We start from the raw sequence: 22559 nt of genomic DNA, 5'->3' as shown, positions 1-22559 counted from the left end.
GCGGTCCTGTGAGCGGGGGCACCAGGCCAGACCCCATCAAGCCTGGTCGTTGTTGTTCGCCGGCCGACCTTCTTGTTTAATGGCCGTCAGGCTGGGGAAACGGTCCGGCGGCGTTACCATCCCGCCGGATACGATAAGCTTGAAGGCTTCTTCGACGGTCATGTTGAGCACCCGGGCATCCTCTTCGGGCACCAGGATGTAAAATCCCGAGGTGGGGTTGGGGGTGGTCGGCATGAAGACGTTGATCATGCGTTGCGCGGTAAGGCGCTGCACCTCTCCCTCGCTGGTTCCGGTGACGAACCCCAGGGACCAGACCCCTCGGCGGGGATACTCGATGAGTACTACCTTGCGAAAACTCTGTCGTTCGGCATTGAGAACCGTGTCCGTAACCTGCTTGAACAGGGAGTAGATGCCCTTGACCAGGGGAATGCGTCCCATCAGGTTTTCGGATCGGTTCAGCAAGGCCTTAACAAAATAATTGGTGGCCAACATGCCCACCAGCACGATGAGCAAAAAGGTCGCCAGCAGACCCAACCCCGGCACGGGAAACCCGAACAGCGCTTCCGGTCGCAGGGCCACCGGCAACAACCGCACCAGCAGGCCGTCCAGAAATCCGATGACCCAACGTACCGACAACATGGTCAGGCCGAGGGGCACCACAATCAGCAGCCCGGCCAGAAAAAAATGTTTCAGCCGTTTGCCGAGATATTCGTGCATGGCTACCGTCCTCGCTTCATCAGTTTCCGGTTTGCCAACCAAATAGTTGATTATAAAAGTCCTTTATCCGGAATGCAAGACCTCTCGACCATCCAGGTAAAGGGCCTGTATTTCTTCGGGGCGTTTCGGACTGCACAGATATTCGAACAGCTCACCCGGTGCCGGTTGGCTATCGGGGCGCAGGGCCTGGAAATGCGCCCCCCAGCCGGCCTGGAGGGTACCCATGCGCCCCTCCAGGCCCAGGACTCGGGCGCCATCGCGAGTGGCCAGGTGCAGCAGTTGCGGTGGGGTTAGGCAGCCCCCATAAAGACGGCGGGCGGCAGCCATTTCATCCCAAAGGGACAAAGAGCCGCTGCTGGCCAGGCTGTCGGTACCGAGGGCCAGGGGCACCCCGGCGGCCAGATAGTCAGCGACGGGCGCCGTGCCGACCCCGAGCTGTTCGTTGGAGCGGGGGCAAAGCACCACCGTGACCCCGTGGCCGGTGAGCAGAGGGATATCTTCGGGCCCGACCTGGACACCATGGACCAGCAGCATGCCGGGAGGCAGCGCCCGGCCGTTGACCAGCCAGGCGACCGGACTGAGCCCGGTGGCCGCCGGCACTTTTTCCCGCCAGCCGACGGCCGGGTAGAAGCGCTCCGCCAAAGGTCCGTCTCCGGAATCCAGGAGTTGGACTTCGGCCGGCGATTCCGCCAGGTGCATGGCAAGCGGCAGATGATGGCGTCGCGCCAGCTCAAGACAACGGCCCAAGCTCTTTTGAGTCAGGGTATAGGGGGCATGCGGCGTGAGGCCGTAGTCAAGCCCCGCGGCGGGTCTGCGAGTCAGAACCGGCCGCAACTGGTTGAGCCGCCGCTGAAACAGATCGTCGAAAACTCCCAGTGCTTCCAGAAACACTCGCCCCGCCAATGGGGTGCCGCGATAGGCGCTGCGGGCCGGCAGTCGCGACAGGACATCGCCGACGGCACCGGTACCGAACCGCAGCAGGGTCTGCAGGCCATCGGCCAGGGAGGGAGCAAAATCCTGGGGGGGAATATCCCGCAACACCCCGACCAGGTGCAGCAGCCAGTCGGTAAAATCGCCCCAGAAAGGCGCATCGATGGCCGACCAACGAGGATAATGGGTCAGTTCCAGGTGGGTATGGGCGTTGGCCAGGGGCGGCAGCACCACCACTTCGCCCAAATCAACGGAGTGCTGGTGCCGGCCCGCAGCGGCCAGTTGGGCAAAGGGGCCGACGGCGGCCAGCGTTCCGTCGGCCACCAGCAACCCGCCATCGTCCAGGGGCGGTCCGGCCATGGGGACCAGGCAGCGGGCGCGATAGAGAATCGGGGTTCCGGCTTCGGCGGCAGGCTGGGGCATGGCGGCACCGGGTTTGGGCGTTTTGAGTCAGCTCAAACTGGATGAGGCGACGGATGTGCCGGGGTCCGAAAAACCGGCCCCCGGCAGCAACTGTGACAGGCTGGGTACAGGGTCAAGAACCTCAGATGGCGGCCCGCAGATTGCCCTGCCCCGGCGTTTCCTTGGTCTGCGCCGTGGCGACGTTCTGCTCATCGACAAAAACCAGCTTCGGCTCATAGGTTTTGGCCTGCTCGTGGTCCATCTCCAGCCAGCTGGCGATGATGACCTTGTCGCCCCGGGACACCAGACGCGCGGCGGCGCCATTGATGCAGATCACCCCGCTGCCGGGTTGGCCCTCGATGGCATAGGTCTGAAACCGGGTGCCGTAGGTGACGTTCCAGATATCCACCGCTTCATAGGGCAGAATGTCGGCCGCCTTCAGCAACAACGGATCGATGGTGATGCTGCCTTCGTAATCCAGGTCGGCGCCGGTCACCGTGGCACGGTGAATTTTTGATTTAAGCATCTTGCGTTTCATGGTATGTCAACCTCCTCAAAGAGAGTGTGATTATCGATCAGTCGGGTGCGACCGATGCGCACGGCGAGCAGCAGCACCGAGTCGCCATCCACCTCCGGTACGGCTTGCAAGGTGGTACCGTTGCAGATGACGGCGTAATCGATGACGGCGTCCGGTTCCCGGTCAATGCGGTTGCGCACCAGGGCCAGCACCCGCTCCACGTTGCGCTCGCCGGTTTTGACCGCAGCACTTGCCAGCTGCAAGGCATCGATCAAAGCCGGCGCCTGCCGGCGCTCGGCGGCCGACAGATAGGCGTTGCGGGAACTCATGGCCAAGCCGTCCGGTTCCCGCACGGTGGGCAGGCCGATGATTTCGACGGGCAGGTTCAAATCAAGCGTCATGCGTCGGATGACCGCCAGTTGCTGGAAATCCTTGCGGCCGAACAGGGCCACCTGCGGCTGCACGATACCGAACAGCTTGCAGACCACGGTGGTAACGCCCTGGAAATGACCGGGGCGACTGGCACCGCACAAGACCTCCGTCAGGCCGGACACCGTGACCGCGGTGGCGAAACCCTGCGGGTACATGTCGTCAACTTCGGGAACGAACAGCCAATCCACCCCGGCCCCGGCGGCCAGTTCGGCATCGCGTTGCAGGTCGCGTGGATAGCTGGCAAAATCTTCCTGCGGCCCGAACTGGGTCGGGTTGACGAACACCGACGCGACCAGCAGGTCGGCACGACGCCGGCCTTCCTGCATCAGAGACAGATGCCCCTGGTGCAGAAAGCCCATGGTCGGCACCAGGGCGATGGATTGCCCATTTTTTTTTGCGGCCGAGGCCCGTGCCTGCATTTCGGCCACCCGGGTGATGATTTCCATGAGTTATGCTCGTCTCAATTCGGTTCAATCTGAATCTTATTTGAAACAGTGTTCCGGCCCGGGGAACACCCCGTCCTTGACCTCTCGGACATAGTCTCCGACCCCCTGCCGGATGGGCACCGAGAGGTCGACATAGCGTTTGACGAACTTGGGCGCATACTTGTCGAACAGGCCGAGGATATCGTGCAGCACCAGCACTTGGCCGTCGCAATCTGGGCCTGCGCCGATGCCGATGGTGGGAATGTCGAGACTGGCGGTGATCTCCTTCCCCAGGTTGGCCGGCACCCCTTCCACCACCACGGCAAAGGCGCCCGCATCCTGGACCGCCCGGGCATCCCGCAGCAACTGTCGGGCCTGTTCATCCTGCTTGCCCTGCACCCGGTAGCCGCCCATGCGGTGAATGGATTGCGGAGTCAGACCGATGTGGCCGACCACCGGGATATCCATATCGACGATGGCGCGAATGGTTTCCGCCACCGGGACGCCCCCTTCCAACTTAACCGCCTGGGCGCCGCCCTCCTTGACCAGACGACCGGCGTTGAACCGCGCTTCGCGGAGGTCGACCTGGTAGGAAAGAAAGGGCATGTCCACTACCAGCAACGCTCTGTGCAAACCGCGTGCCGCCGCCCGGGAATGGTACAGCATCTCCTCCATGGTCACCGGCAGGGTATTGTCGTACCCGGCGACCACCGACCCTACGGAATCCCCGACCAGCACCATGTCGATGCCCGCCTCATCCACCAACCTGGCAAAGGGGTAATCGTAAGCGGTCAGCATGGCGATCTTTTCGCCCTCCGCCTTCATGCGCTGGATATCCAGAACAGTCACACGCTTGTCCATGATTCACTCCGCATCCTTGCCGCCCCAAAATAAAAAAAGGTCCCCGGACACCGTCCGAAAGACCCCTGCCTGACCGACGAAAAGCCTGTTTCGCCGTCGCAATCGTCCCCCGTCCCGGTCCCACGGATCCAGGCGGTCCTACCTGACTGAAGGGTCATGGCGGCTTGGCAGGCTCCAGCACGAGTTCCGGGCCCACCGCCACGAGCTTCGAATTGAGAGCCTCTGACTAGCACAAAGCGCAAAAAAAGTCCATCATTTTCCTCAGAAAAGGCTATTTTCCAAGCCGACGCGGTCCGTATTGGATGCCCCTTATCGACCTATTTGATCTCATCAAAAACCCCCTTGTTTTAGGCTTTGATTTCATCTTATAGTTGACGGAAATGTGCAGAAGATAAACGTGAAGGGCTCGAAAACCCTTATGTTTGTTGTGTACTCATGCTGAAAGAAAAACCGGGTTGACGGTGTTTTCCGGAGGGCGAGTGTTAATGTCGACGCGATACTTCGGCATCCGGCCATCATAGAAGGAGAGCGATTGATGAAAAAACAGATCATTATCTGCATGGGCAGTTCCTGTTTCAGTCGCGGCAACGACCGGAACCTCGAAACCATCGAAGAATTCATCAACCAGCACGACTTGACCGAAGAGGTGGATCTGCGCGGCAGTCGCTGTGAGGGGCGCTGCAGTCACGGCCCGAACATCCGCATTGAACACCAGGTGATATCCCATATGGACAAGGGCGATCTGCTGGAGGTTCTGGAGGATCAGCTGATTAAATCCAAGGGAGAATAATCCGCCATGCCGCTGTTCCAGCCCAACCAGCCGCCCATCTATACCCGTGAGACCGAGTGCAAGGACTGTTCGAAATGCGTCCGCTATTGCCCGGTCAAGGCCATCAAGGTTGCGGACGGCCAAGCCAAGATCGTGCCGGAGATGTGCGTGGCCTGCGGTACCTGCGTGCGTATCTGCCCGGCCAAGGCCAAACGGGTCCGGGATGACCTGGACCGTGTCAAGCATCTGCTGCGTCAGAACCGGGATTACTACGTCTCCATCGCACCGTCCTATGCCAGCGAATTTCCCGAACTGCCCGTTGGTAACCTGATTGCCGCCCTGCACGCCCTGGGCTTTGCCGGGGTCAGCGAAACGGCCCTCGGCGCCCAGGAGGTCTCAACACGGGTGGCCGTGGAACTGGCCGAAAACCGCCGCAAGCTGTTTCTGTCCTCGGCGTGCCCGGCGGCGGTCACCTACGTCCAGAAATATCTGCCGGAACTGAGCGATTCCGTGACCTCGGTCTTCTCGCCCCTGCTGACCCATTGCATCATGCTGCGGGAGGAGTTCGGCAACGACATCGGCGTCATATTCATCGGCCCCTGCGGTGCTAAAAAGAATGAGGGCGACCGCCACCCGGAACTCCTCGATGCCGTCATCACCTTCACCGATCTCAGGCAGTGGTTCGAGGATGCCGACATCGATCCGGCCGCCCTGACGCCGCGCGAGGAGGATCGCTTCGTTCCGGAAAGTTCCCTGGAAGGGGCGCTCTATCCCATCGAAGGGGGCATGATCGATACCATCCGCATGCAGGCCGGCAGCAATCCGGCCCGCTACAGCACCGTCGCCGGGGTCACCGGCATCGAACGGGTGCTGCTGGGCATCCGCCCCGAACAACTGACGCAGCCCATCTTCCTGGAGTTGTTGGCCTGCCGCGGCGGCTGCATCAACGGCCCCTGTGCCAGCGTCCGCCAGGGCAGCCTGCAGCAATGGCAGGACATCATCTCCCGCGCCAAGGTGCCGGCCACTCCCATCAACCGTTTGCCCCGGCATGACATCGACGAGTTCCTCTGCGATCAGGCCCTGCCGGCCAAGCAGTTCAGCGAACAGCAGATTCGCTACGCCCTGCGCCAGATCGGCAAGGAGCATGTCGAAGACGAACTGAACTGCGGCGGCTGCGGTTACGAAACCTGTCGGGAGTTCGCCCGCTCGCTGCTCAACGGCCACGCCGAAGCCGCCATGTGCCTCTCCTACCTGAAGGGCGAGGCCCTGCGCAAGGCCAATGCCCTGCTGCATTGCATTCCTTCGGCCATCGTGCTGGTCGACAGCGACATGAAGGTGGTCGACTGCAACCGGCGTTTTGCCGAACTGTTCAGCGAAGATCTGGTGGCCGCCTACGACGTCTGTCCGGGACTCAAGGGCGCGGTGCTGGAGCAGATTCTGCCCTTTACCCATCTGTTCCGCCAGGTGCTGGACAGCGACTGCCCCCTGCAGCACGATGCCCTGCATGTCGCCGAGTGCATCTTTCAGGTCACCATCTTCCCCATCGATCCCGGCCAGGTGGTGGGTGGCGTCATCAGCGACGTGACCGCGCACGAAATGCCCCGCGAACTCATCGTCCGCCGGGCCCGCGAAGTCATTCATAAAAACCTGAAAACCGTTCAGGAGATTGCCTGCCGCCTTGGTGAAAACATGGCCGAAACGGAAATCCTGCTGCGCACCCTGGTGCAGGGGTTCACTCCCAACGCCGGCAGTGCGGAGGATGCCGACCGCAACGCGCCTCCGGAACTCACCCTTTAACGCCAGAGTCAACGCAACCATGAACGGTACGCTATTTGTCGAAATCGAAGCGTCGCAATACAACTGCAAAGGCGAGGATATTTGCGGGGACGCGTTTCGCATGCAGAAAATCGGCACCCGCAACCGGATTGTCGCGGTGCTTTCCGACGGCCTGGGACACGGCGTCAAGGCGGGCATTCTGTCCAACATGACCGCTTCCATGGCCCTGAAGTTCATCACCAGCAATCAGGCCATCGTCCCTTCGGCGGAAATCATGATGGACGCCCTGCCGGTCTGCCAGCAGCGCAAGATCAGCTATGCAACCTTCACCATCGTCGATTATCTGCCCGGCAACGGCGCCCGCATCATCGAGATGGACAACCCGGCTTTCCTGCTGATTCGCAACGGCGAACTGCAGAACCTGGACTACCGGGAGGTCTGGTCGCCGCGCCACCAGAACCGGCTGCTGCGCCTCTATGAGCTGGATGTGCAGCCGCAGGATCGCCTGATCCTGCTGTCGGACGGCATCACCCAGGCCGGTCTCGGTTCGGACAATTTCAAACTCGGTTGGCGGCGCCAGGGTTGCGCCAATTTCGTGCTGGGCCGCATCGCCCGGGAACCGGGCATCTCCGCCCGCACCTTGGCCCAGGGCATTCTCGACAAGGCCCTGAGCCTGGAACATGACCTGAAACCGGGCGACGACATGACCGCCGCGGTCTTTTATTTCCGGGTACCGCGCCGCACCCTGCTCATGACCGGGCCGCCCTTCATCAAGGACCGGGATCGCGAATACGCTTTCCAGTTCAATGCCTTTCGCGGCCGCAAAGTGATCTGCGGCGGCACCTCGGCCGAGATCATCGCACGGGAAACCGGTCGGGAAATCGTCACCGACCTGGCCACCTGCGCCCGCGGCATTCCGCCCATCTCCTACATGGACGGCGTCGACCTGATCACTGAAGGCATCCTCACCCTGACGCGGACGGCGCAACTTCTGGAAGCGGGGGAAGCCCCCCTGGAACAGAACGGCGCCGCCCGTCTGACCAACCTGCTGCGCGACAGCGACAGCATTCAGTTCATGGTCGGCACCAAGATCAACGAAGCCCACCAGGATCCCCAGCATCCCGAAGACCTGGAGATTCGCCGCAACATCATCAAACGCATCGCCCAGGTACTGGAGAAGAAGTATTTGAAAGAGGTGGAGATTCGCTATCTCTAGCCAATAAAATCTGCTACTGCAGGCATTGCAACAACCCCAAGCCCCATGGGCAGGCACCGCAGGGTTCCTCGGAAGCGAAGCAATCCTGGGCAAAATCTTCCGCCTGAACCAGGTCGCAGGGCGCCACGCCGCAATTGGAACAGAAGGGGTAATCGAAATTCAGCACATTGGCCCGGAAGCCGTGGAAAGCCTCGTCATTCCAAATGTCGAGCAACGGTTTGCGCAGCACATTGCCGAACGCCTTGGGTTTGACCAGCTTGTCCCAGTCGTTGATATGACAACGATATTGATGCCAGAGGAAGTAGCAGGGATGCACATCCCCATCCCAGGAGACAAAGGCTGATCCGCCGGTGATGAAATCGCACTTGCGTTCGACGCGCGGCACAACCGCAGGCAGGCGCAACTCGATACCCATCCCCTCGGCCAGCTCGCGCGTCTCCTCGAACACTTCTTGAATTTCCGCCGCCAACACCGCATCCCTTTTCAATAACCGCAGGACATCCATGAAGATATCCTTTTGGCGGGCTTCGGCCCGCATCTTGGTCACCAGGTTGTTGACCTTGCGAATCCGCGGGTCGATGGTGTCCGGTGCGATCCGTTCTTTTTCCCAGACCATGTAGTCGTAAAGCCGTATGTCCAGCCCCTGCTCGGCCATGGTCTTTTCCCAGGTCTCGAACAGTTCCACGGCGGCGTCGGTGGCGTTATGGAACAAGGCCTGACCGGTTTGCGCCGCATCATAGGGCAAAGCGTGGGTCACGATGAACAAATCGGCGCCGCGCGCGGCGACCCAGCGCAGGGTATCCGGCAACTGCCGAAAATTTTCCCGCATGGCGACGAACTCCGCACCGATCCGGAGTCGGGCGCCGGCATGCCGCCAACGCGCCTCGCCCAGGACCCGAAACGCCCGGTCCATGTCGCTGAGCTCCTCTCCTTCCCGCACCTTGCTGAAGGTTTCCGGGCGAACCCCGTCCACGGACAGACAGATGCGGTCCAAGCCGGCTGAAACCAGCGCGTCCGCGGTTGGTCCATCCAGCAACAGGCCGTTGGATTGAAAGCCGATCCAGGCTTCATCCGGCATGGCCTCGCGCGCCTGGCGGACAAAGTCCAGCAGATGGGGATGCATGAGCGGTTCGCCGATGCCGTTGAGCACCAGGGATTCCAGGTAGGGAAAAGCCGGCACCAGAGCGGAATAGATTTCCGGCGTCATATCGTTATCGATAACCCGGCTGTCCCGGGCCTGCTTGACACACATGGGACAGCGCAAGTTACAATGAGTGGTCGTTTCCACATACAGCTTGCTGGGTGTCTGGCGCAGTGCCGGCTCCATCTCGCCGGCTGCCTCAAGGAACTGACAATTATTGACGTTCATGGTTCCTCCGGGGGAAATAGTCCCGCTTGTCTTTGAGTTCTCCCGATTCATTTGACTGCAGCATAACATCGCAAAGCCATGGCGGCCTTGACCGGAATCAAGTTAAGCGCGCTATTCATAGCACAATCATCCGCCGAGGCAAACCCTGAACCGAAACCGGTTCTGGAAGGAGGATGGGAACAAAATGATTCCCTTGTTGATGGCCTGTCTAGGCGTTTTGGTGGCCGACTTGCTGCTCGATGTGGTCAATCAGGTTCACCAGCAACGGCATGCGGCGGAGGTGCCGGCGATATTGGCCGACCTTCTGACGCCGGAGCGGGTCCGGCGGGGACAAGCCTATCATCGGGCGCGAACGCTCCTGGCGCGCAGCGAAACGCTGTTGTGTGCCGCCCTCTGGTTGGTGTTTCTTTTCGGTGGCGGGCTGGGCCGTTATGACGCCCTGCTCCTCGCCCATTGGCCCGCGCTGCCGATGCAGGGCATGGTGTTTGCCTGCGGACTGCTGGCCCTGCGCCTGCTGGTGGCCGCGCCCTTTGCCTGGTATCGCCAGTTTCGCCTCGAAGAACGCTACGGCTTCAATACCATGAGCCGCCAATTGTGGTTGGCCGATGCCATCAAGGCCACTCTGCTGGCCCTGTTTTTTGCCGGGCTGGCCGGTGCCGCCTTCCCGGCGCTGCTGCTATGGCGGCCCGACAGCTGGTGGTTGTGGGGCTGGACCGGATTGACCCTGTTTTCCGCCGCCCTGATCTGGCTCGCCCCCTGGCTCATCGAGCCGTTGTTCCATCGCTTCCGCCCCCTGACCCAACCGGATTTGCTGCGGTCCATCCAACAGCTGGCCGACACGGCGGGACTGGCTGGGGCGCGGATCCTCAGTGTCGATGCTTCTCGCCGCAGTCGACACAGCAACGCCTACTTTGCCGGGCTCGGTCGCCAGCGGCGCATCGTGCTCTACGACAACCTGTTGAACCATTTCCAACCGGACGAAATCCTCGCTGTATTGGCCCACGAAATGGGGCACTGGCGCCACCACCATCTGCGCTATCGGTTTCTGTGGCACGCCTTGGTCACCCTGGCCGGGTTCCTTCTCGCTCAGCGTCTCTGGCTCTGGGGCGGCTTGCCGGGCCTGGTCGGGTTGAATACCGCCTCGCCGGCCGCCCAAGGCCTGCTGCTTTTGCTGCTGATGCATCTGGCGGGCTTTTTTCTAGCTCCTCTGGGCAATGGCCTGGCACGCCGCCAGGAATGGCAGGCCGATGTCTTTGCCCGACACCTGACCGGGCGCCCCGATCGTCTGGCCGATGCCCTGGTCAAACTGGCTCGCGACAACCTGATTGCCCTGCATCCCCACCCTTGGTACGTCTGGTTCAACTATTCCCATCCGCCCCTGGTAGAACGTCTGGAAGCGCTGCGCGACCGCAACGGATAATGCTCGCGCCGACCCGTTGAGATGCACCAAGCCCGGAACCGGTCCGGGCTTTGATCCGGCAGCCAGGCATGTCACGCCGACTGGAACCAGCCCGAGGTGCGCCGGCAGACATTGACCAGCATCAGCATCACCGGGACCTCGATCAGCACGCCTACCACGGTCGCCAGGGCCGCTCCCGAAGACAAGCCGAACAACATGACCGCCGTGGCGATGGCCACCTCAAAGTGGTTGGAAGCACCAATCATGGCGGCCGGCGCGGCATCCCGATAATTCAGGCCGATCAATTTGGCCAGGCCGTAGCCGAGACCGAAGATCAACACCGTCTGCAGGAACAGGGGCACCGCAATCCAGACAATGGTCAGGGGATTGGCCAGGATCACCTCACCCTTGAAGCTGAACAGCAGCACCAGGGTGGTCAACAGCGCGACGATGGTCACCGGAGTCAGCACATGAAGAAACTTCTCCCTAAACCAGGTCTCGCCCTTGGCGGCGATGATCCAGCGCCGCGAGAAATACCCCGAGACCAGGGGCAAGGCCACATAAATGGCGATGGACAACAGCAGTGCCTGCCAGGGCACGGGCAACCGGCCGACACCGAGGAGAAAGCCGCCCAGCACCCCGTAGAGCACCAGCATGGTGAGGGAATTGATGGCCACCATGACCAGAGTCAGACCGTCATTGCCCCGCGCCAGATAGCCCCAGACCAGCACCATGGCGGTGCAGGGGGCGATACCGAGAAGGATGGCCCCGGCCAGATAGCTGCGCCAGAGGGGGATCTGCAGCATTTTCACCCCTTCATGCAGCACCACGGTCCCGGCACCGTGCACCGCCCCCACGGGCAAATCCAGGCCAAAGGGCATTTTGACCAGATCCATGGCCTCCGGTCCGATAAATCCATGAAACAGCACCCCCAGAAACACGGCCGCAATACCGTACATGGTGAAGGGCTTGATGGCCCAGTTGATGAACAGGGTCAGAAAAACCGGTTTGCCGCTCTTCCCCGCCTGAACCACCGAGGCGAAATCGATTTTTACCATAATCGGATACATCATGAAAAACAGGCAGACTGCAATGGGAATGGACACCACCGGTGCCCCCTTGACGCTGATGGCCATCCCGTCCAGGGTATGGGCCAGATCCGGAGCGATTTTGCCGAGGGAGATCCCACCCAGGATGCACAACCCCACCCAGACCGTCAGGTATCGTTCGAAGATATTGCTCATTTTGCGTTCGCTCATTGCGTTGTCAGGATGCGACATGGCCAAAACTCCTCTGTCCGATTCCAGAATAAATAGCCGACTTGTTACGTATGTTATTATATATCCGTTTTTCCGGATTTATCAAGCCCCAAAAAGCCGGGTGAGCATTACCTGGCTCATCCCGGCTCAGGTCAACAGTCCGGCGTCAGACCGTTTCAAAATTATCCAGCACGATCATGCTGCCGGGAAAGCCGATTTCAGTCAAGGCCTGCCGGGCGGCTTCTGCCTCCTGACGACTGGCAAAAGGTTCGATACGGATACTGAAAAATTGATTGCCGCCCGACATCAGGGGCTTGAGTACCGCACCGGAAAATCTGTCCTGCACGGTCCGAAACACCGCTTCGGCTTTTTCCGGGCTCTGAAAGGCCGCTACCTGGACGGCGTAGCGCGGCCGAACCTGATCCGGAGTGAACTCGCCGGCTTTGGAGGAAGAACCATGGATGATCTCGCCGGCCCGGAAAGGGGAAGCGGAGATCGGAGCTGCGCTCCCGGCACCATCTGCCAGCATCTGCTCTGATGGGGCATAGCCCAGCGCTTCAATGAGAATGGGCGTGGTGCCCACCTGATAAAAACCCAATTCCTTGGCAGCCGCTTTGGACAGATCCAACACCCGATCCTTGAAGTAGGGGCCGCGATCATTGACCCGCAGGACCAACTCCTTGCCGTTGCCGAGATTGGTTACCTTCACCCAAATGCCCAGGGGCAAGGTCTTGTGTGCGGCGGAAATGGCGTTCATATCAAAGATTTCGCCATTGGAAGTCAATTTGCCGTGGAAATCGTCCCCATACCAACTGGCGATGCCCTGTTGCATAAATCCGGAGCAGTTAAGAATCGGCTGATAGAATTTACCGGCTACCTCGTAGGCTCGCTGCCAGCGCTCTCCCAAGGTCGGTACCACACAGGTATAGCCCTCCCCGGTCGCATCAACCGGCCGGGTCGTTGCCTGGTCCACCACCGGCGTAACGACCTGGGGCCGGTCAAGGACCATGGGAAATTCCCGGTGCATCGCCCGCCCCTGAGCCGAAGCACATCCGGTCAACATCAACCCGCAAACCAGCCATCCGCCAAAACGCCACATCCCAACCTCCCCCTGGCATGAAACAGGTACGCACCAAGCCAACCATATGCGGGAAAGTCTGCCCGCTTCCCGGGTTTTTGGCAAGAGGGAAAATGTCTCGGACGGGGCCTGACGGCACCGTTCCAAAGAGGTCTTTTTTCCTTGACAGAAATGAAATAATCGACTATTTTGAAAACCGTTTTCAATTTCACGCCAAAGATGGCAAAGGAGTGACGATCATGGCCAACCAAAGAATTACAGCCATGTCGCCCTATGGCCGGCAGTTTCCTTCCGGCCCCGGGTTTGGTCATCGTCGTCTACCAAGTCGGGGGAGCTTTAGTCTCATGGCCGACCAGGCTCCATTGATCCGGGAGAAATCATGCAACTGACCATCATTCTACTGATAATTTTTCTGGCCCTGGCTTGGTTGGTCCGCCATTGCTGGCGGCAGGGGCGCAGTCCGGGCTGCTGCGGCGGAGGTGGCAACGGCTGTTCCTGCAGAACCAGCAACCCGTCGGCAAACGCCAACGGCAGGCAGAAAACAGGCTGCGAAGCGTCGGCTGCAGAGGATCGGCCGCGCCATGCCCCGCAATAACGGCGCACCGTTCAAACTGCAGGACGCCAGGTCTTCCGGCCGGCCAGGCCCGATCCAGAGCCCCTGATCCCATCGATCCCGGAAGCCAGTTCCGGGGTCGATTTTCCCTGGCATCATTGAAAACCATCCTTATGGCCTGCGAGCAGAAAATTGCCCTTTTCTTGAAAATAATTTTCATTTTCGTGACTCAAATCACAGATTAATGACAGACCCTGTTTTATTATTACCATGTACCCATCGTCCGGCCGCCAAGGGCATCTGCTTTCTTTTCAGTCTGGCCCGGGCCAAAAACACTATTCCCACGAAGCCATGAGAAAGGAATCCAGCCATGTCCATCCTGATTGTCGGCGCCGACCGCATCAATGCTCTGATTCCCCGCCTGGTGGACCTGGGGGTGACCCGCATCACCCATTGGTCGGGACGCACGCCCAACACCACCCGGAATACCATTCCCACCCACGTTGAGGCAGTTCTGTTTTTCACTGACTTTCTGCATCACACGGCAGCACGCAAACTGAAGGAAAAAGCCAAGTCCTGTGGCCTGCCCGTCATCCACTGCCGCCGTTGCTGGAGCGAATTGGCCGATAAGATCAACACCCTGTCCATGTAGGCAGCCAGCTTGAACAGACTGGTTTTGCCTGGCCATCCCGGGGCTGAAAGGTTCCGGTAATCCATTGGGAGTGCCGTTGCATGGCAACCTGGAGTGATCCAACGGTAGAGAACAAATGCTGTGGCAAACTGCGACCGGGCCTCCACCTTGAAGACTGGAGGCAGATTCGCAGCAGCAGGATTTTCCGCAACTTGCCGCCGGAAGTAGCCCTGCATACCCTCCTCGCCGGACGCTTGCGCAACATCGACAAAGGGGAAACGTTGCTGTCCCCCGAGAACCGTCCCGAGGCCTTCATCTTTGTGTTGCAAGGACGCATCCGTCTGTTTCTGATGGATGTCGAGGGTCAGGAACGCAGCATGCGTTTCATCGATGAGGGAGAAATGCTGTGTCCCTGCAGAAATGGCCCTGCAGAGGATGGGCGCCCCGACACCTTCGCCGAAGCGGCGGAAAAAACCCGGCTGCTCATCGTCCCGATAACCGGCTTTGAACATGTTCTCAGGCAATTTTATGACCTGAGCCTGCAAATTATCGTTCATCTGGGGGAATGCCTGGAACAGGCCAACTGCCAAGCCTGTCTGACCAAGGCTCGCTCGGCGACGGTGCTGGTGGCCAGGCATCTGCTTCAGCAGGGGCAGGGCAAGATTAATCTGAGCCCCATTTCTCAGCGCGCACGGGAACTGGGCATGGCCCGGGAAACCCTTTCCCGTACCCTTTCACGCATGCATGATGAGGGGATTATCCGTTATGAGCGGGGGTGCGCCAAAATCAGGAATCACGAAAAACTGCAGCGCCTGGCCGAATGCATTTGAAAACTTGTGAATATGATGCTTGAGACCTCCGGGGTGGGGAAAATCGCCGACGCTCGTTGTTACTGCATCAGCAGCAGACTCAAGGCCATGACCATCATTCCTCCCAGCAGGCCGAAAAGGCTGTCATGCCCCTTGCCGTAAGCCTGACTCGTCGGCAACAATTCGTCGAGGCTGATGTACACCATGATGCCTGCCACGCCCGCGAACAGGATTCCCATTACCTCGGGCGGAATGGCGCCCGTTTCATCCCCGAGAAAAAGACGCAACCCCAAATATCCGATGGCGGCGCCGACCGGTTCCGCCATACCGCTCAAAAGCGAATAGGCGAAAGCCAGCCGGCGTTTTCCGGTGGCGTAATAGATGGGCACGGAAACGCTGATACCCTCGGGGATGTTATGCAGGGCAATGGCGACGGCGATGGCCAGGCCTAGTTTGGGATCGTGCAGAGCAGCGAGAAAGGTTGCCAATCCCTCGGGAAAGTTGTGAATGGCAATGGCCAGGGCGGTGAACAGACCCATGCGGGTCAGTTTGCGATTGCGCTGAGCCTCGCTTTCCACCCCTGCCAGGCCTCGTTGGAAGTGTAGGACTCGCTCGTTGTTCCCCCCGGGACAGGGCACCGAAGGATGTAAAGGAGCCGTCATCTCTTCCGAGGGGGTTTCGTGGGGGTTTTCTGCCGCCGGAATCAGGTTGTCGATGAGACCGATAAGCGCAATTCCGGAAAAAAAGGAAATGACGTTGATCCAGTTGCCCCATCCCGAACCGAAAGCCTCGACCAGGGCCTCTTGGCCTTTGAAGAAAATTTCCACGAAGGACACGTAAAGCATCACTCCCGCGGAAAAACCCGTTGCCACGGAAAGAAACCGGTAATTGGTGCGCTTGGCGAAAAACGCAATGGCACTGCCGATACCGGTGGCCATGCCGGCAAACAGTGTCAAACCAAATGCAATCAGGATCTCTCTCATGTCTGTCCCCTCGACAGCCCCGGTGCCGTTGCAGGCCGATCCCATCATCGCACCGTTCCCAAAGCTTCTGTTCTGTATAGGCGAATTTCAAGGGAACGAAGGAGCCTTGTTTAGCCCGACAGGCTGCGCCCATCGACAATGGCCCCCTCATCATTGTAATGGAGGATCAGTCGTCGCGCATCCTGCCACTGCCTAACCTGCTCCAGGGTCACACCGAAATGGCCGGCCAATACCTCAACCGGAATTCTGGCCGGTGGTGTAACCCGTTTTTCGTGACGGCCGAAACGCACCAGATTATAAAGGCTCCAGCCGATCAGCACCAGCGTCATGGTCAAAATAACCGCACTGTAGACCAGCAGCAACCGCACCAACTCCTCCCAACCATGGGCGCCGATCATGATCTCCTGAAACCGGTAATAGCCCAGCAGCCAGGCCGCCAGGGTCAAAACCGGGCGGATGAAATAGGCGAACAGGGCCCAGAACAAAACCGTGATGGCCCGATACCCCCAGCGCTGCGAGCGGGTCTGCTTTTGCGGACGTTCGATAATCAACGGTCTCATGCCGGACCTCCCTGTCTGCTTTCCAAGTCGGAGATGCCTCGATCCACGGTAACCCAGCGTGCCCGCTTCCCGCGTGGCCGCAGCATGGCTTTAGGCAGGGCCGCCACGGAAGTCAGCCAGTTGATGATCCAATAGGCCAGGGGATACCAGACCATGGAGAAATAGTTCCGGAACAGTCTCTCATCGTAATGCCGGTCCAGCAGCAGACTGACGGCAAACTGCAGCAGACAGGTCATGGCCAGCACCATCCCGGGCCAGGCCGGGACCAGGGATACCACCACCATTTCCGGCGGCAGATTGAGGAACAGTCCCAGCAGCCACAGCAGCACCACCGCCAGCATGGTATAGCCCCAGAGAATGCTGACGAAATATTCCAGGCAGACCCCCCACATGCGCCGGGATTTCCACTTGAGGATTTGGGGCAGATAGCGCAGCAGCGCCTGGTCTCCGCCAATCGCCCAACGCAACCGCTGGCGCCACAATCCCCGCAGGGTTTCCGGCATCAGGATCCAACACAGAGCCCGCGGTTCGAAGCGGATATCCCAGTGGTTGAGTTGCAGGCGCCAACTGATATCGATGTCCTCGGTCATGATGTCGTCGCTCCAGTAGCCGACCTGGTGCAGGGCCGAGCGTCGAAAGGCGCTGACCACCCCGGATACGGTGAAAACCCGACCATAAATCCGCTGGGCCCGCTTAATGAGGCCGAGAATGGCGGAAAATTCGCCGACCTGAATGCGCCCCAACAGCGTGGAACGGGTGCGGATGCGCGGATTGCCGGTCACCCCGCCGACCCGCGGGCCGGTCAGGAAGTGATTCATGATCCAGTGCACGGCATGCCGATCGAGCCGGGCATCGCCATCGATGCAAACCAGGTATTCGCCCCGCGCCACCAGGGCCGCGGCCCGCAAGGCCATGGCTTTGCCCTGGTTGGCATTCAGATGCACGACCCGCAGATGGGGACAGCGGCTGCTCATTTCATCCAGGATGGCGCCGGTGTTGTCCTGGCTGCCATCGTTGACGGCCAGAATCTCAAAATTGGGATAGGCCGAATCCTCCAGGTTTTCAATGGTATCCGAAACCTGAAAGGCCTCGTTGAAGCAGGGCACGATGATGGATACCAGGGGATACTCCGGCAGCGCCGGCGGTTGCGACGGCAGTCCCTTGCGGTACTCCCAGCGCAGGTAGAAGTAAAGGGCGCCAACAAGCCACAGGTACGCCATGAAGAGCGGATAGTAGTAGGCGAAACCCAGCAATATGTCACTGATGGAATAGGTCATAATCATGGCCGATGGGGAAAGGTTTGCAGGGAAAATGCCCGATGGATGACCTCCGCCCGCGGCTGATCGACGGGAAAGTCATCCGGATAATAGCCGAAGTTCAACGCGCCTTGGCGTTGCAGGGAACGCATGGTGGCCGCCAGTTCCTGGCTGGGAATAAAGCGGGCCGGCTCCCGCCAGTCCCGGCTCTGCAGGATGAAAACGGTTTTTTTCAGACCCTCGGGCTGCGCCCGGACCTGCTCCACTACCTTCCGCATCCAGCCCTTGGGGTCCGCGGCCTGCTCCATGTACGGCATGGCCATGACGCAGACGAAATCATAGTGTTTAAGGAATTCCGGCAGACTCTGGGCAAACCAGGTCTCCGCGGCGGGATCCAGCACCGGGGAGGCAAAAATATTGCGGGCGGTTTTCAGGCGCGGCCGCCAGATGCGCACCCGCGCCGCCGCGGCCTCCGTGATTTCGATAAGAGCCTGGGTTTTGGCCTGGCTCCAGCGGGACATGGCCGCGGGATTCTGCCTGATCTCGGCAATGGAAGGCGGCAGACCGTGAACCATGCCGTACCAGCGCAAGGCCTCGGGATGGGCATCCTCATAATCGTCCAGGACACCGTCATCGTGAAACATGAGACCATCGAACTGAGCGTGTCGAGCCAAATCTTCATAGATATTCAAGATGGCCTCGCGGGCACGCGGATCGAAGGGCGACAAACGCCGAAAGAGTCCGTGTTCCGGAGAGCCCTCCGACCGACCCTCCGCTTGGACCAGCCAACTTTCGTCACCGAGATTGAACCCCAGAATCGGCAGCCAGGCATAAACTTCTACGCCCGCCCGGGTTATCAGCTGCCAGGCCACACGGTTAAACAAATCGGCGCGCATGGGCAGATAACGGTTGGGAAAATAGAGGGCGTCGGCGGTACCGTCACCATCGGGATCGGCAAAGGCCTGGAGGTATACCGTGGAGATCTGCAGGCGATGGATGCGATCCACCAGTTGGCCCAGATTGCGCTCCTGCTGTTCGGGATCCGGATCGTAGACATAGTCGAGGTCGACCTGGACGGCTCGATGGGGTCGTTCCTTGACTGGTCGGCGCAAATCGAAAGCCAGGTCATCCAGGAGTTGGTCTCCCTCTATCAGGTAGCGGTTGATACGGGACAGATCTTCGACCCGATTCTTGCCGTATTCCAGGGTCATGGCAATGGGCATGCCCAAGTCCCGGGCCATGTTCAGGGCCGGCTCATTGAACCGTCCGAAGGGCCAAACCATGACCCGCGGACGGACGCCAAGGTTCCGCTGCAGCAAGTCACTGTTGGTTTTCAGGCCACGACGGATACGGGCCAGAAAGTCCGGATCGGACTCATAGCTGCCAAGTTCGGGATCATAGCGGCGGCTGACCATGGCCGGTTTGACATTGCCTTGGGGATTGGATACCTCTCCATAATGCAAGCCGTAGCCGTGGGAAGCAATTTCCACCAACCCGGAGGCGGTTATCTCGCGCAGTTGTTCCCAACTGAGAAAGCGCTGCCGGGGAACCATCTGTTCGCCATACCGCACCAGAGCATCCGGCGGAGCATCCAGCCAACTGCCTTCCAAAGCCAGCACTGCCGGCATTTCAAAGGCCTTGAGCAGGGGCAAAACCCGCTGATGAAAACTGACGTAGCCGTCATCAAAGGTAATCAGGACAGCCTTGTCCGGCAGGGATCTCTCGCCGCGTTGGGCGGCCAGCAGATCGTCGACGCGGACCGCCTGATAACCTTCGGCGCGCAGCCAGCTGAAATGCTGCACCAACCGATCGGTGGAGATAGTCATGCCATCAGGGTCATCCGCGATATCCGCGACATCGTGATAGCACAAGACCAGAAAATCCCCTGCCCAGACCGGCGAGGCGCAAAGCAGAACCGTCAAGACCAGAGCAAATACCCAACGGATCATGTTCAGAACCTCCAGTTCAGGGACAGAAAACCGTAAGTGCGCCACTCGGGGTCGCCATCATAAACTCTCCGGTCACGACCGACGCCGTAGGCCAAACTGAAGCGGTAGTCGGCTTCCCAAAGATGAGCATATTCAAAGCCAAGAAGATAGTCGCCGCTGTAGCCTTCCTGAGAATAATGGCCACCTGAGACCCGAACCCGTTGATGGAAGGAACGCTCATAACGTCGATAGATGCGCCACAGATGTTCCAGGCCACCGAGCAGGGTCAGATCCGAATCGGGGTTAAAATAGGCCGCATCGTCGATGCTGTTACTGGAAGCGGTCACTTCACCGAAGGCAGTCAGTTTGTGCTTGGGCCAGGTCAGCAGGCGCTGCTCGCCGGACAGACCGAGGCTGGCACGAAAGTTGCCGTCGTTGAAATCCATAACCTGGCCGTTGAGTCGGAGGGCCCGGCTTTCATGGGCGCGATAGTTGACGCCCAGACTGAAAGCGTTGGCCCGTACGCCATTCCGTATGGCCCGCAGGGGCGTATCGCGGCTGAATATTTCCGCCACCGCCGGCACCGACCAATGATCGTTCAGATGCCACAGGGTCGCGATACGCAGGCCTGGATGGCTGGCATCCCCGGCATTGAAGTTAACCTCGGTGCTGGCCTCGAGGAGCTGGCTGGCGTATTCCAAGCCAACGCCGTACCGCTGCCAGTCACCATCGCCCTCGGGAAAGCCGGCCCAGGAGTAGCCGATACCGGCGAACAGGCGAAAACGATCCTTAAATGGCCGACTGAAGAGCATGCCGCTCACATTCCAGTCTTGATCGCCTTCAACATCTCCGCTGCTGTCCCCATAGCCGACATCGAGGCGCAGTTCATGCATGTTGCGTACCTGCCACAACTTGCCCAAGCGCTGCACCTGGCGATCCTCGGGGTATTCAGCCAACAAAGCGGTAATCGATTTCCCGGCCAGGCCAAATTGCCGCAGTTCCAGCAGGGCCTCGGCATGACCGGTGCGCAAACCACGATGTTCCGGAGCCAGAGCCAAGCCGAGTTCGAACACCTCCAAAGCCCGCCGCGGCCAACCGCGACCGAGATACACGGTTCCCAGTTCCCGAAGCAGATCGGGGTTGGCCGGCGCTTCATCGGTCATAGCCGTCAGGCGACGTTCCGCCTCGGCAAAATCATCGGCAAAAAAATGGCCCAAGGCGGAAAAAGTTTCCGTTTCCAGTCGCCGCCAATTGGCACGGCGCTCCGTCATGCCACCCGCATGCAGCCAAAGAGGTTCGGCGGCGGCCATCTCTTCCACCAATTTCTGCGCTGAACGGAAATCTTCCGTTTCAATCAAAGCAAAAAACAGGCCCAGGCGCGCTTCATAGGCTTCCGGATCCTGGCGGATGATTTCCCGGTAAAGATCCCGGGCCTGCTCCGGTTGGCGCTGGTAAAGCAGGGCATCGGCCACGGCCTCCAGGGCATAGGGCGGCAAATTCACCCCTTCCTGGCGCAGCACCTGATATTCGGTCACCACTTCGTCCATGCGGTAGCGATCCCGCAGGGCAACCAGTCGGTCGGTACGGGCCCGCAGCATGCATTGCCGGCCGGCGTCCCCCTGGCACTCCGGGGCGGCCATGGTCGCCGCCAGTTGCGCCAAGGCCCGATCGCTGTCGGCAAAACGGTTCGCCTCGGAAACCGGCGGCAGACTTCCCCAGCGTACCGCCAGGGCATCGGCACTGCCCCGCACCTGGCGCCACTCTTCCTCGGATAGGGTCCCCGGATAGCGTTGCGCCAGTTCTCGAGCCCAATGCGCCGCGCCAAGTTTATGCAGCAGCAGGATTTGCTGTCGCCGCGCGTCGCGATGCAGCAGGTTGCGACTGAGAATCTGCTGGTAGGAGCGCAGAGCGATGAACAGGTGGTCCGCGGCCTCGGCGGCATAGGCCTGGGCCATCAGAGCTTCCGGTGCCTGGGGATGGTGTTTGACCAATTCCTCGGCCAGGCGCAGGGCCTCTACGGGCCGCCCGGCATCGGTCACGGTCAGAACCAGCCCGGCCTGGAGATCGATCTCCTCCGGGAACTGCCGCACGCCCAGGCGATACATCTTTTCAGCGCCATCCCAGTCACCGAGGCGGCGCAGGGATTTGGCCACCGCGGCCACCGTGAACAGAGGGGCGTTCTCCATATCGAGCCCTTCCTGCAGACGCGCCACTTCCCCATCCCGCTCCGCCCAACTGAGGACCGCCAGATAATCATACAGCAACCCTCGATCTGCCGGAGCCTGCCGGACCTGTTCCGCCAAGGCGGCGATGGCCGGATCGAAACGCCCTTCCCGCGCCGCCAGCACCGCCGCTTCGCGACTCATGGTCGGAGGCGGACTATCGGCCACAGCGGCCGAGGCGACCAGCAACACGATCAGGCCCAGAGCGACCGGTCCGAATCCCACCAATCTGCTGCGCAGCACACCAAAAAGACTGGAAAATTCCATATGGGGCATGTTTTCAACCCTCTCCAAGAGAACACCATTCACAAGCCGGTCCGAGACGCGTCCTCTGCCGAAATGCCGAGGGACCGGACCAACGCCCGATTGCAGGTGGCGAAAAGCTTACATGAACAGTGAAAAATGTGAAGCACATTCATCAATTAAAAAATGGGAATAAAAAAATCAAGCAAATTCTGCGCAATCGC

The 22559-nt window shown here is 60.1% G+C and carries 20 protein-coding genes; 7 read left to right on the top strand and 13 right to left on the bottom strand.

Annotated features, from left to right (window positions below; all coding sequences use genetic code 11):
* Nucleotides 1-36: 36 nt before the first annotated feature.
* The 5 genes from JQN68_RS08340 to panB all read right to left on the bottom strand — a co-directional run bounded on the left by JQN68_RS08340 (nt 37) and on the right by panB (nt 4284).
* On the bottom strand, nt 37-717 hold the full coding sequence (locus tag JQN68_RS08340) for a DUF502 domain-containing protein (RefSeq protein WP_225071887.1): 681 nt from the start codon (nt 715-717) through the stop codon (nt 37-39).
* A gap of 63 nt (nt 718-780) precedes the next feature.
* Entirely contained in the window at nt 781-2070 is a 1290-nt protein-coding gene (locus JQN68_RS08335; protein WP_225071888.1) for an amidohydrolase family protein, read from the bottom strand.
* 121 nt (nt 2071-2191) lie between these two features.
* Entirely contained in the window at nt 2192-2587 is a 396-nt protein-coding gene (gene panD / locus JQN68_RS08330; protein ID WP_225071889.1) for an aspartate 1-decarboxylase, read from the bottom strand.
* Nucleotides 2584-3444, bottom strand: a complete 861-nt coding sequence (gene panC, locus JQN68_RS08325; protein WP_225071890.1) for a pantoate--beta-alanine ligase — start codon at nt 3442-3444, stop codon at nt 2584-2586. Before panC ends, panD begins: the two co-directional genes overlap by 4 nt.
* 36 nt (nt 3445-3480) lie before the next feature.
* On the bottom strand, nt 3481-4284 hold the full coding sequence (gene panB / locus JQN68_RS08320) for a 3-methyl-2-oxobutanoate hydroxymethyltransferase (RefSeq protein ID WP_225071891.1): 804 nt from the start codon (nt 4282-4284) through the stop codon (nt 3481-3483).
* 535 nt (nt 4285-4819) lie between these two features.
* Between panB and JQN68_RS08315 the strand changes: the two genes are divergently transcribed.
* Genes JQN68_RS08315 through JQN68_RS08305 form a run of 3 tightly spaced genes read left to right on the top strand, consistent with a single transcriptional unit; the run spans nt 4820 to nt 8045 of the window.
* Nucleotides 4820-5074, top strand: a complete 255-nt coding sequence (locus tag JQN68_RS08315) for a (2Fe-2S) ferredoxin domain-containing protein (protein ID WP_225071892.1) — start codon at nt 4820-4822, stop codon at nt 5072-5074.
* Between the two features lie 6 nt (nt 5075-5080).
* Nucleotides 5081-6850, top strand: a complete 1770-nt coding sequence (locus tag JQN68_RS08310) for a [Fe-Fe] hydrogenase large subunit C-terminal domain-containing protein (protein WP_225071893.1) — start codon at nt 5081-5083, stop codon at nt 6848-6850.
* A 19-nt stretch (nt 6851-6869) separates the two neighbouring features.
* Nucleotides 6870-8045 (top strand): SpoIIE family protein phosphatase, encoded by a 1176-nt coding sequence (locus JQN68_RS08305; RefSeq protein ID WP_225071894.1) that lies wholly within the window; start codon nt 6870-6872, stop codon nt 8043-8045.
* A gap of 13 nt (nt 8046-8058) precedes the next feature.
* Here the strand turns inward: JQN68_RS08305 and JQN68_RS08300 are convergent, their stop codons facing one another.
* Complete coding sequence (locus JQN68_RS08300; protein WP_225071895.1) at nt 8059-9414, bottom strand: radical SAM/SPASM family putative metalloenzyme maturase; 1356 nt, start codon at nt 9412-9414, stop codon at nt 8059-8061.
* 184 nt (nt 9415-9598) lie between these two features.
* On the opposite strand from JQN68_RS08300, the gene JQN68_RS08295 reads away from it, so the two are divergent.
* Complete coding sequence (locus tag JQN68_RS08295; protein WP_225071896.1) at nt 9599-10834, top strand: M48 family metallopeptidase; 1236 nt, start codon at nt 9599-9601, stop codon at nt 10832-10834.
* Between the two features lie 71 nt (nt 10835-10905).
* Here JQN68_RS08295 and arsB read toward each other — a convergent pair whose 3' ends face one another.
* Nucleotides 10906-12093: an ACR3 family arsenite efflux transporter gene (gene arsB, locus JQN68_RS08290; RefSeq protein ID WP_225071897.1), complete on the bottom strand. Its 1188-nt coding sequence runs from the start codon at nt 12091-12093 to the stop codon at nt 10906-10908.
* Nucleotides 12094-12238: 145 nt separating this feature from the next.
* A complete protein-coding gene (locus JQN68_RS08285; RefSeq protein WP_225071898.1) occupies nt 12239-13171 on the bottom strand; it encodes a septal ring lytic transglycosylase RlpA family protein in 933 nt (310 codons plus the stop codon).
* Nucleotides 13172-13529: 358 nt separating this feature from the next.
* On the opposite strand from JQN68_RS08285, the gene JQN68_RS14855 reads away from it, so the two are divergent.
* From JQN68_RS14855 to JQN68_RS08275, 3 genes are all read left to right on the top strand, one after another.
* Nucleotides 13530-13745 carry a FeoB-associated Cys-rich membrane protein gene (locus tag JQN68_RS14855; protein WP_225071899.1) on the top strand — a complete coding sequence of 72 codons (216 nt, stop codon included), beginning with the start codon at nt 13530-13532 and terminating at the stop codon, nt 13743-13745.
* Nucleotides 13746-14073: 328 nt separating this feature from the next.
* Nucleotides 14074-14355 carry a DUF2325 domain-containing protein gene (locus JQN68_RS08280; protein ID WP_225071900.1) on the top strand — a complete coding sequence of 94 codons (282 nt, stop codon included), beginning with the start codon at nt 14074-14076 and terminating at the stop codon, nt 14353-14355.
* Between the two features lie 80 nt (nt 14356-14435).
* Nucleotides 14436-15164, top strand: coding sequence for a Crp/Fnr family transcriptional regulator (locus JQN68_RS08275; protein ID WP_225071901.1), 729 nt, complete (start codon nt 14436-14438; stop codon nt 15162-15164).
* A 59-nt stretch (nt 15165-15223) separates the two neighbouring features.
* Here the strand turns inward: JQN68_RS08275 and zupT are convergent, their stop codons facing one another.
* The 5 genes from zupT to pgaA all read right to left on the bottom strand — a co-directional run bounded on the left by zupT (nt 15224) and on the right by pgaA (nt 22368).
* Nucleotides 15224-16126, bottom strand: a complete 903-nt coding sequence (gene zupT / locus JQN68_RS08270; RefSeq protein ID WP_225071902.1) for a zinc transporter ZupT — start codon at nt 16124-16126, stop codon at nt 15224-15226.
* A gap of 110 nt (nt 16127-16236) precedes the next feature.
* Complete coding sequence (gene pgaD / locus JQN68_RS08265) at nt 16237-16686, bottom strand: poly-beta-1,6-N-acetyl-D-glucosamine biosynthesis protein PgaD (protein ID WP_225071903.1); 450 nt, start codon at nt 16684-16686, stop codon at nt 16237-16239.
* Nucleotides 16683-17969 carry a poly-beta-1,6-N-acetyl-D-glucosamine synthase gene (gene pgaC, locus JQN68_RS08260; protein WP_502799353.1) on the bottom strand — a complete coding sequence of 429 codons (1287 nt, stop codon included), beginning with the start codon at nt 17967-17969 and terminating at the stop codon, nt 16683-16685. The genes pgaD and pgaC overlap by 4 nt, the downstream gene beginning before the upstream one ends.
* Nucleotides 17966-19891: a poly-beta-1,6-N-acetyl-D-glucosamine N-deacetylase PgaB gene (gene pgaB / locus JQN68_RS08255; RefSeq protein WP_225071905.1), complete on the bottom strand. Its 1926-nt coding sequence runs from the start codon at nt 19889-19891 to the stop codon at nt 17966-17968. Before pgaB ends, pgaC begins: the two co-directional genes overlap by 4 nt.
* A 2-nt stretch (nt 19892-19893) precedes the next feature.
* Nucleotides 19894-22368, bottom strand: a complete 2475-nt coding sequence (gene pgaA, locus JQN68_RS08250) for a poly-beta-1,6 N-acetyl-D-glucosamine export porin PgaA (RefSeq protein WP_225071906.1) — start codon at nt 22366-22368, stop codon at nt 19894-19896.
* Nucleotides 22369-22559 lie beyond the last annotated feature (191 nt).

Origin of the sequence: Desulfuromonas sp. CSMB_57 (assembly GCF_020194955.2) — a bacterium.
Lineage (GTDB): Bacteria > Desulfobacterota > Desulfuromonadia > Desulfuromonadales > Syntrophotaleaceae > JAFCIY02.
Note: the sequence above shows the minus strand (reverse complement) of the source record. Positions and strands in the feature narration are given on the sequence as shown.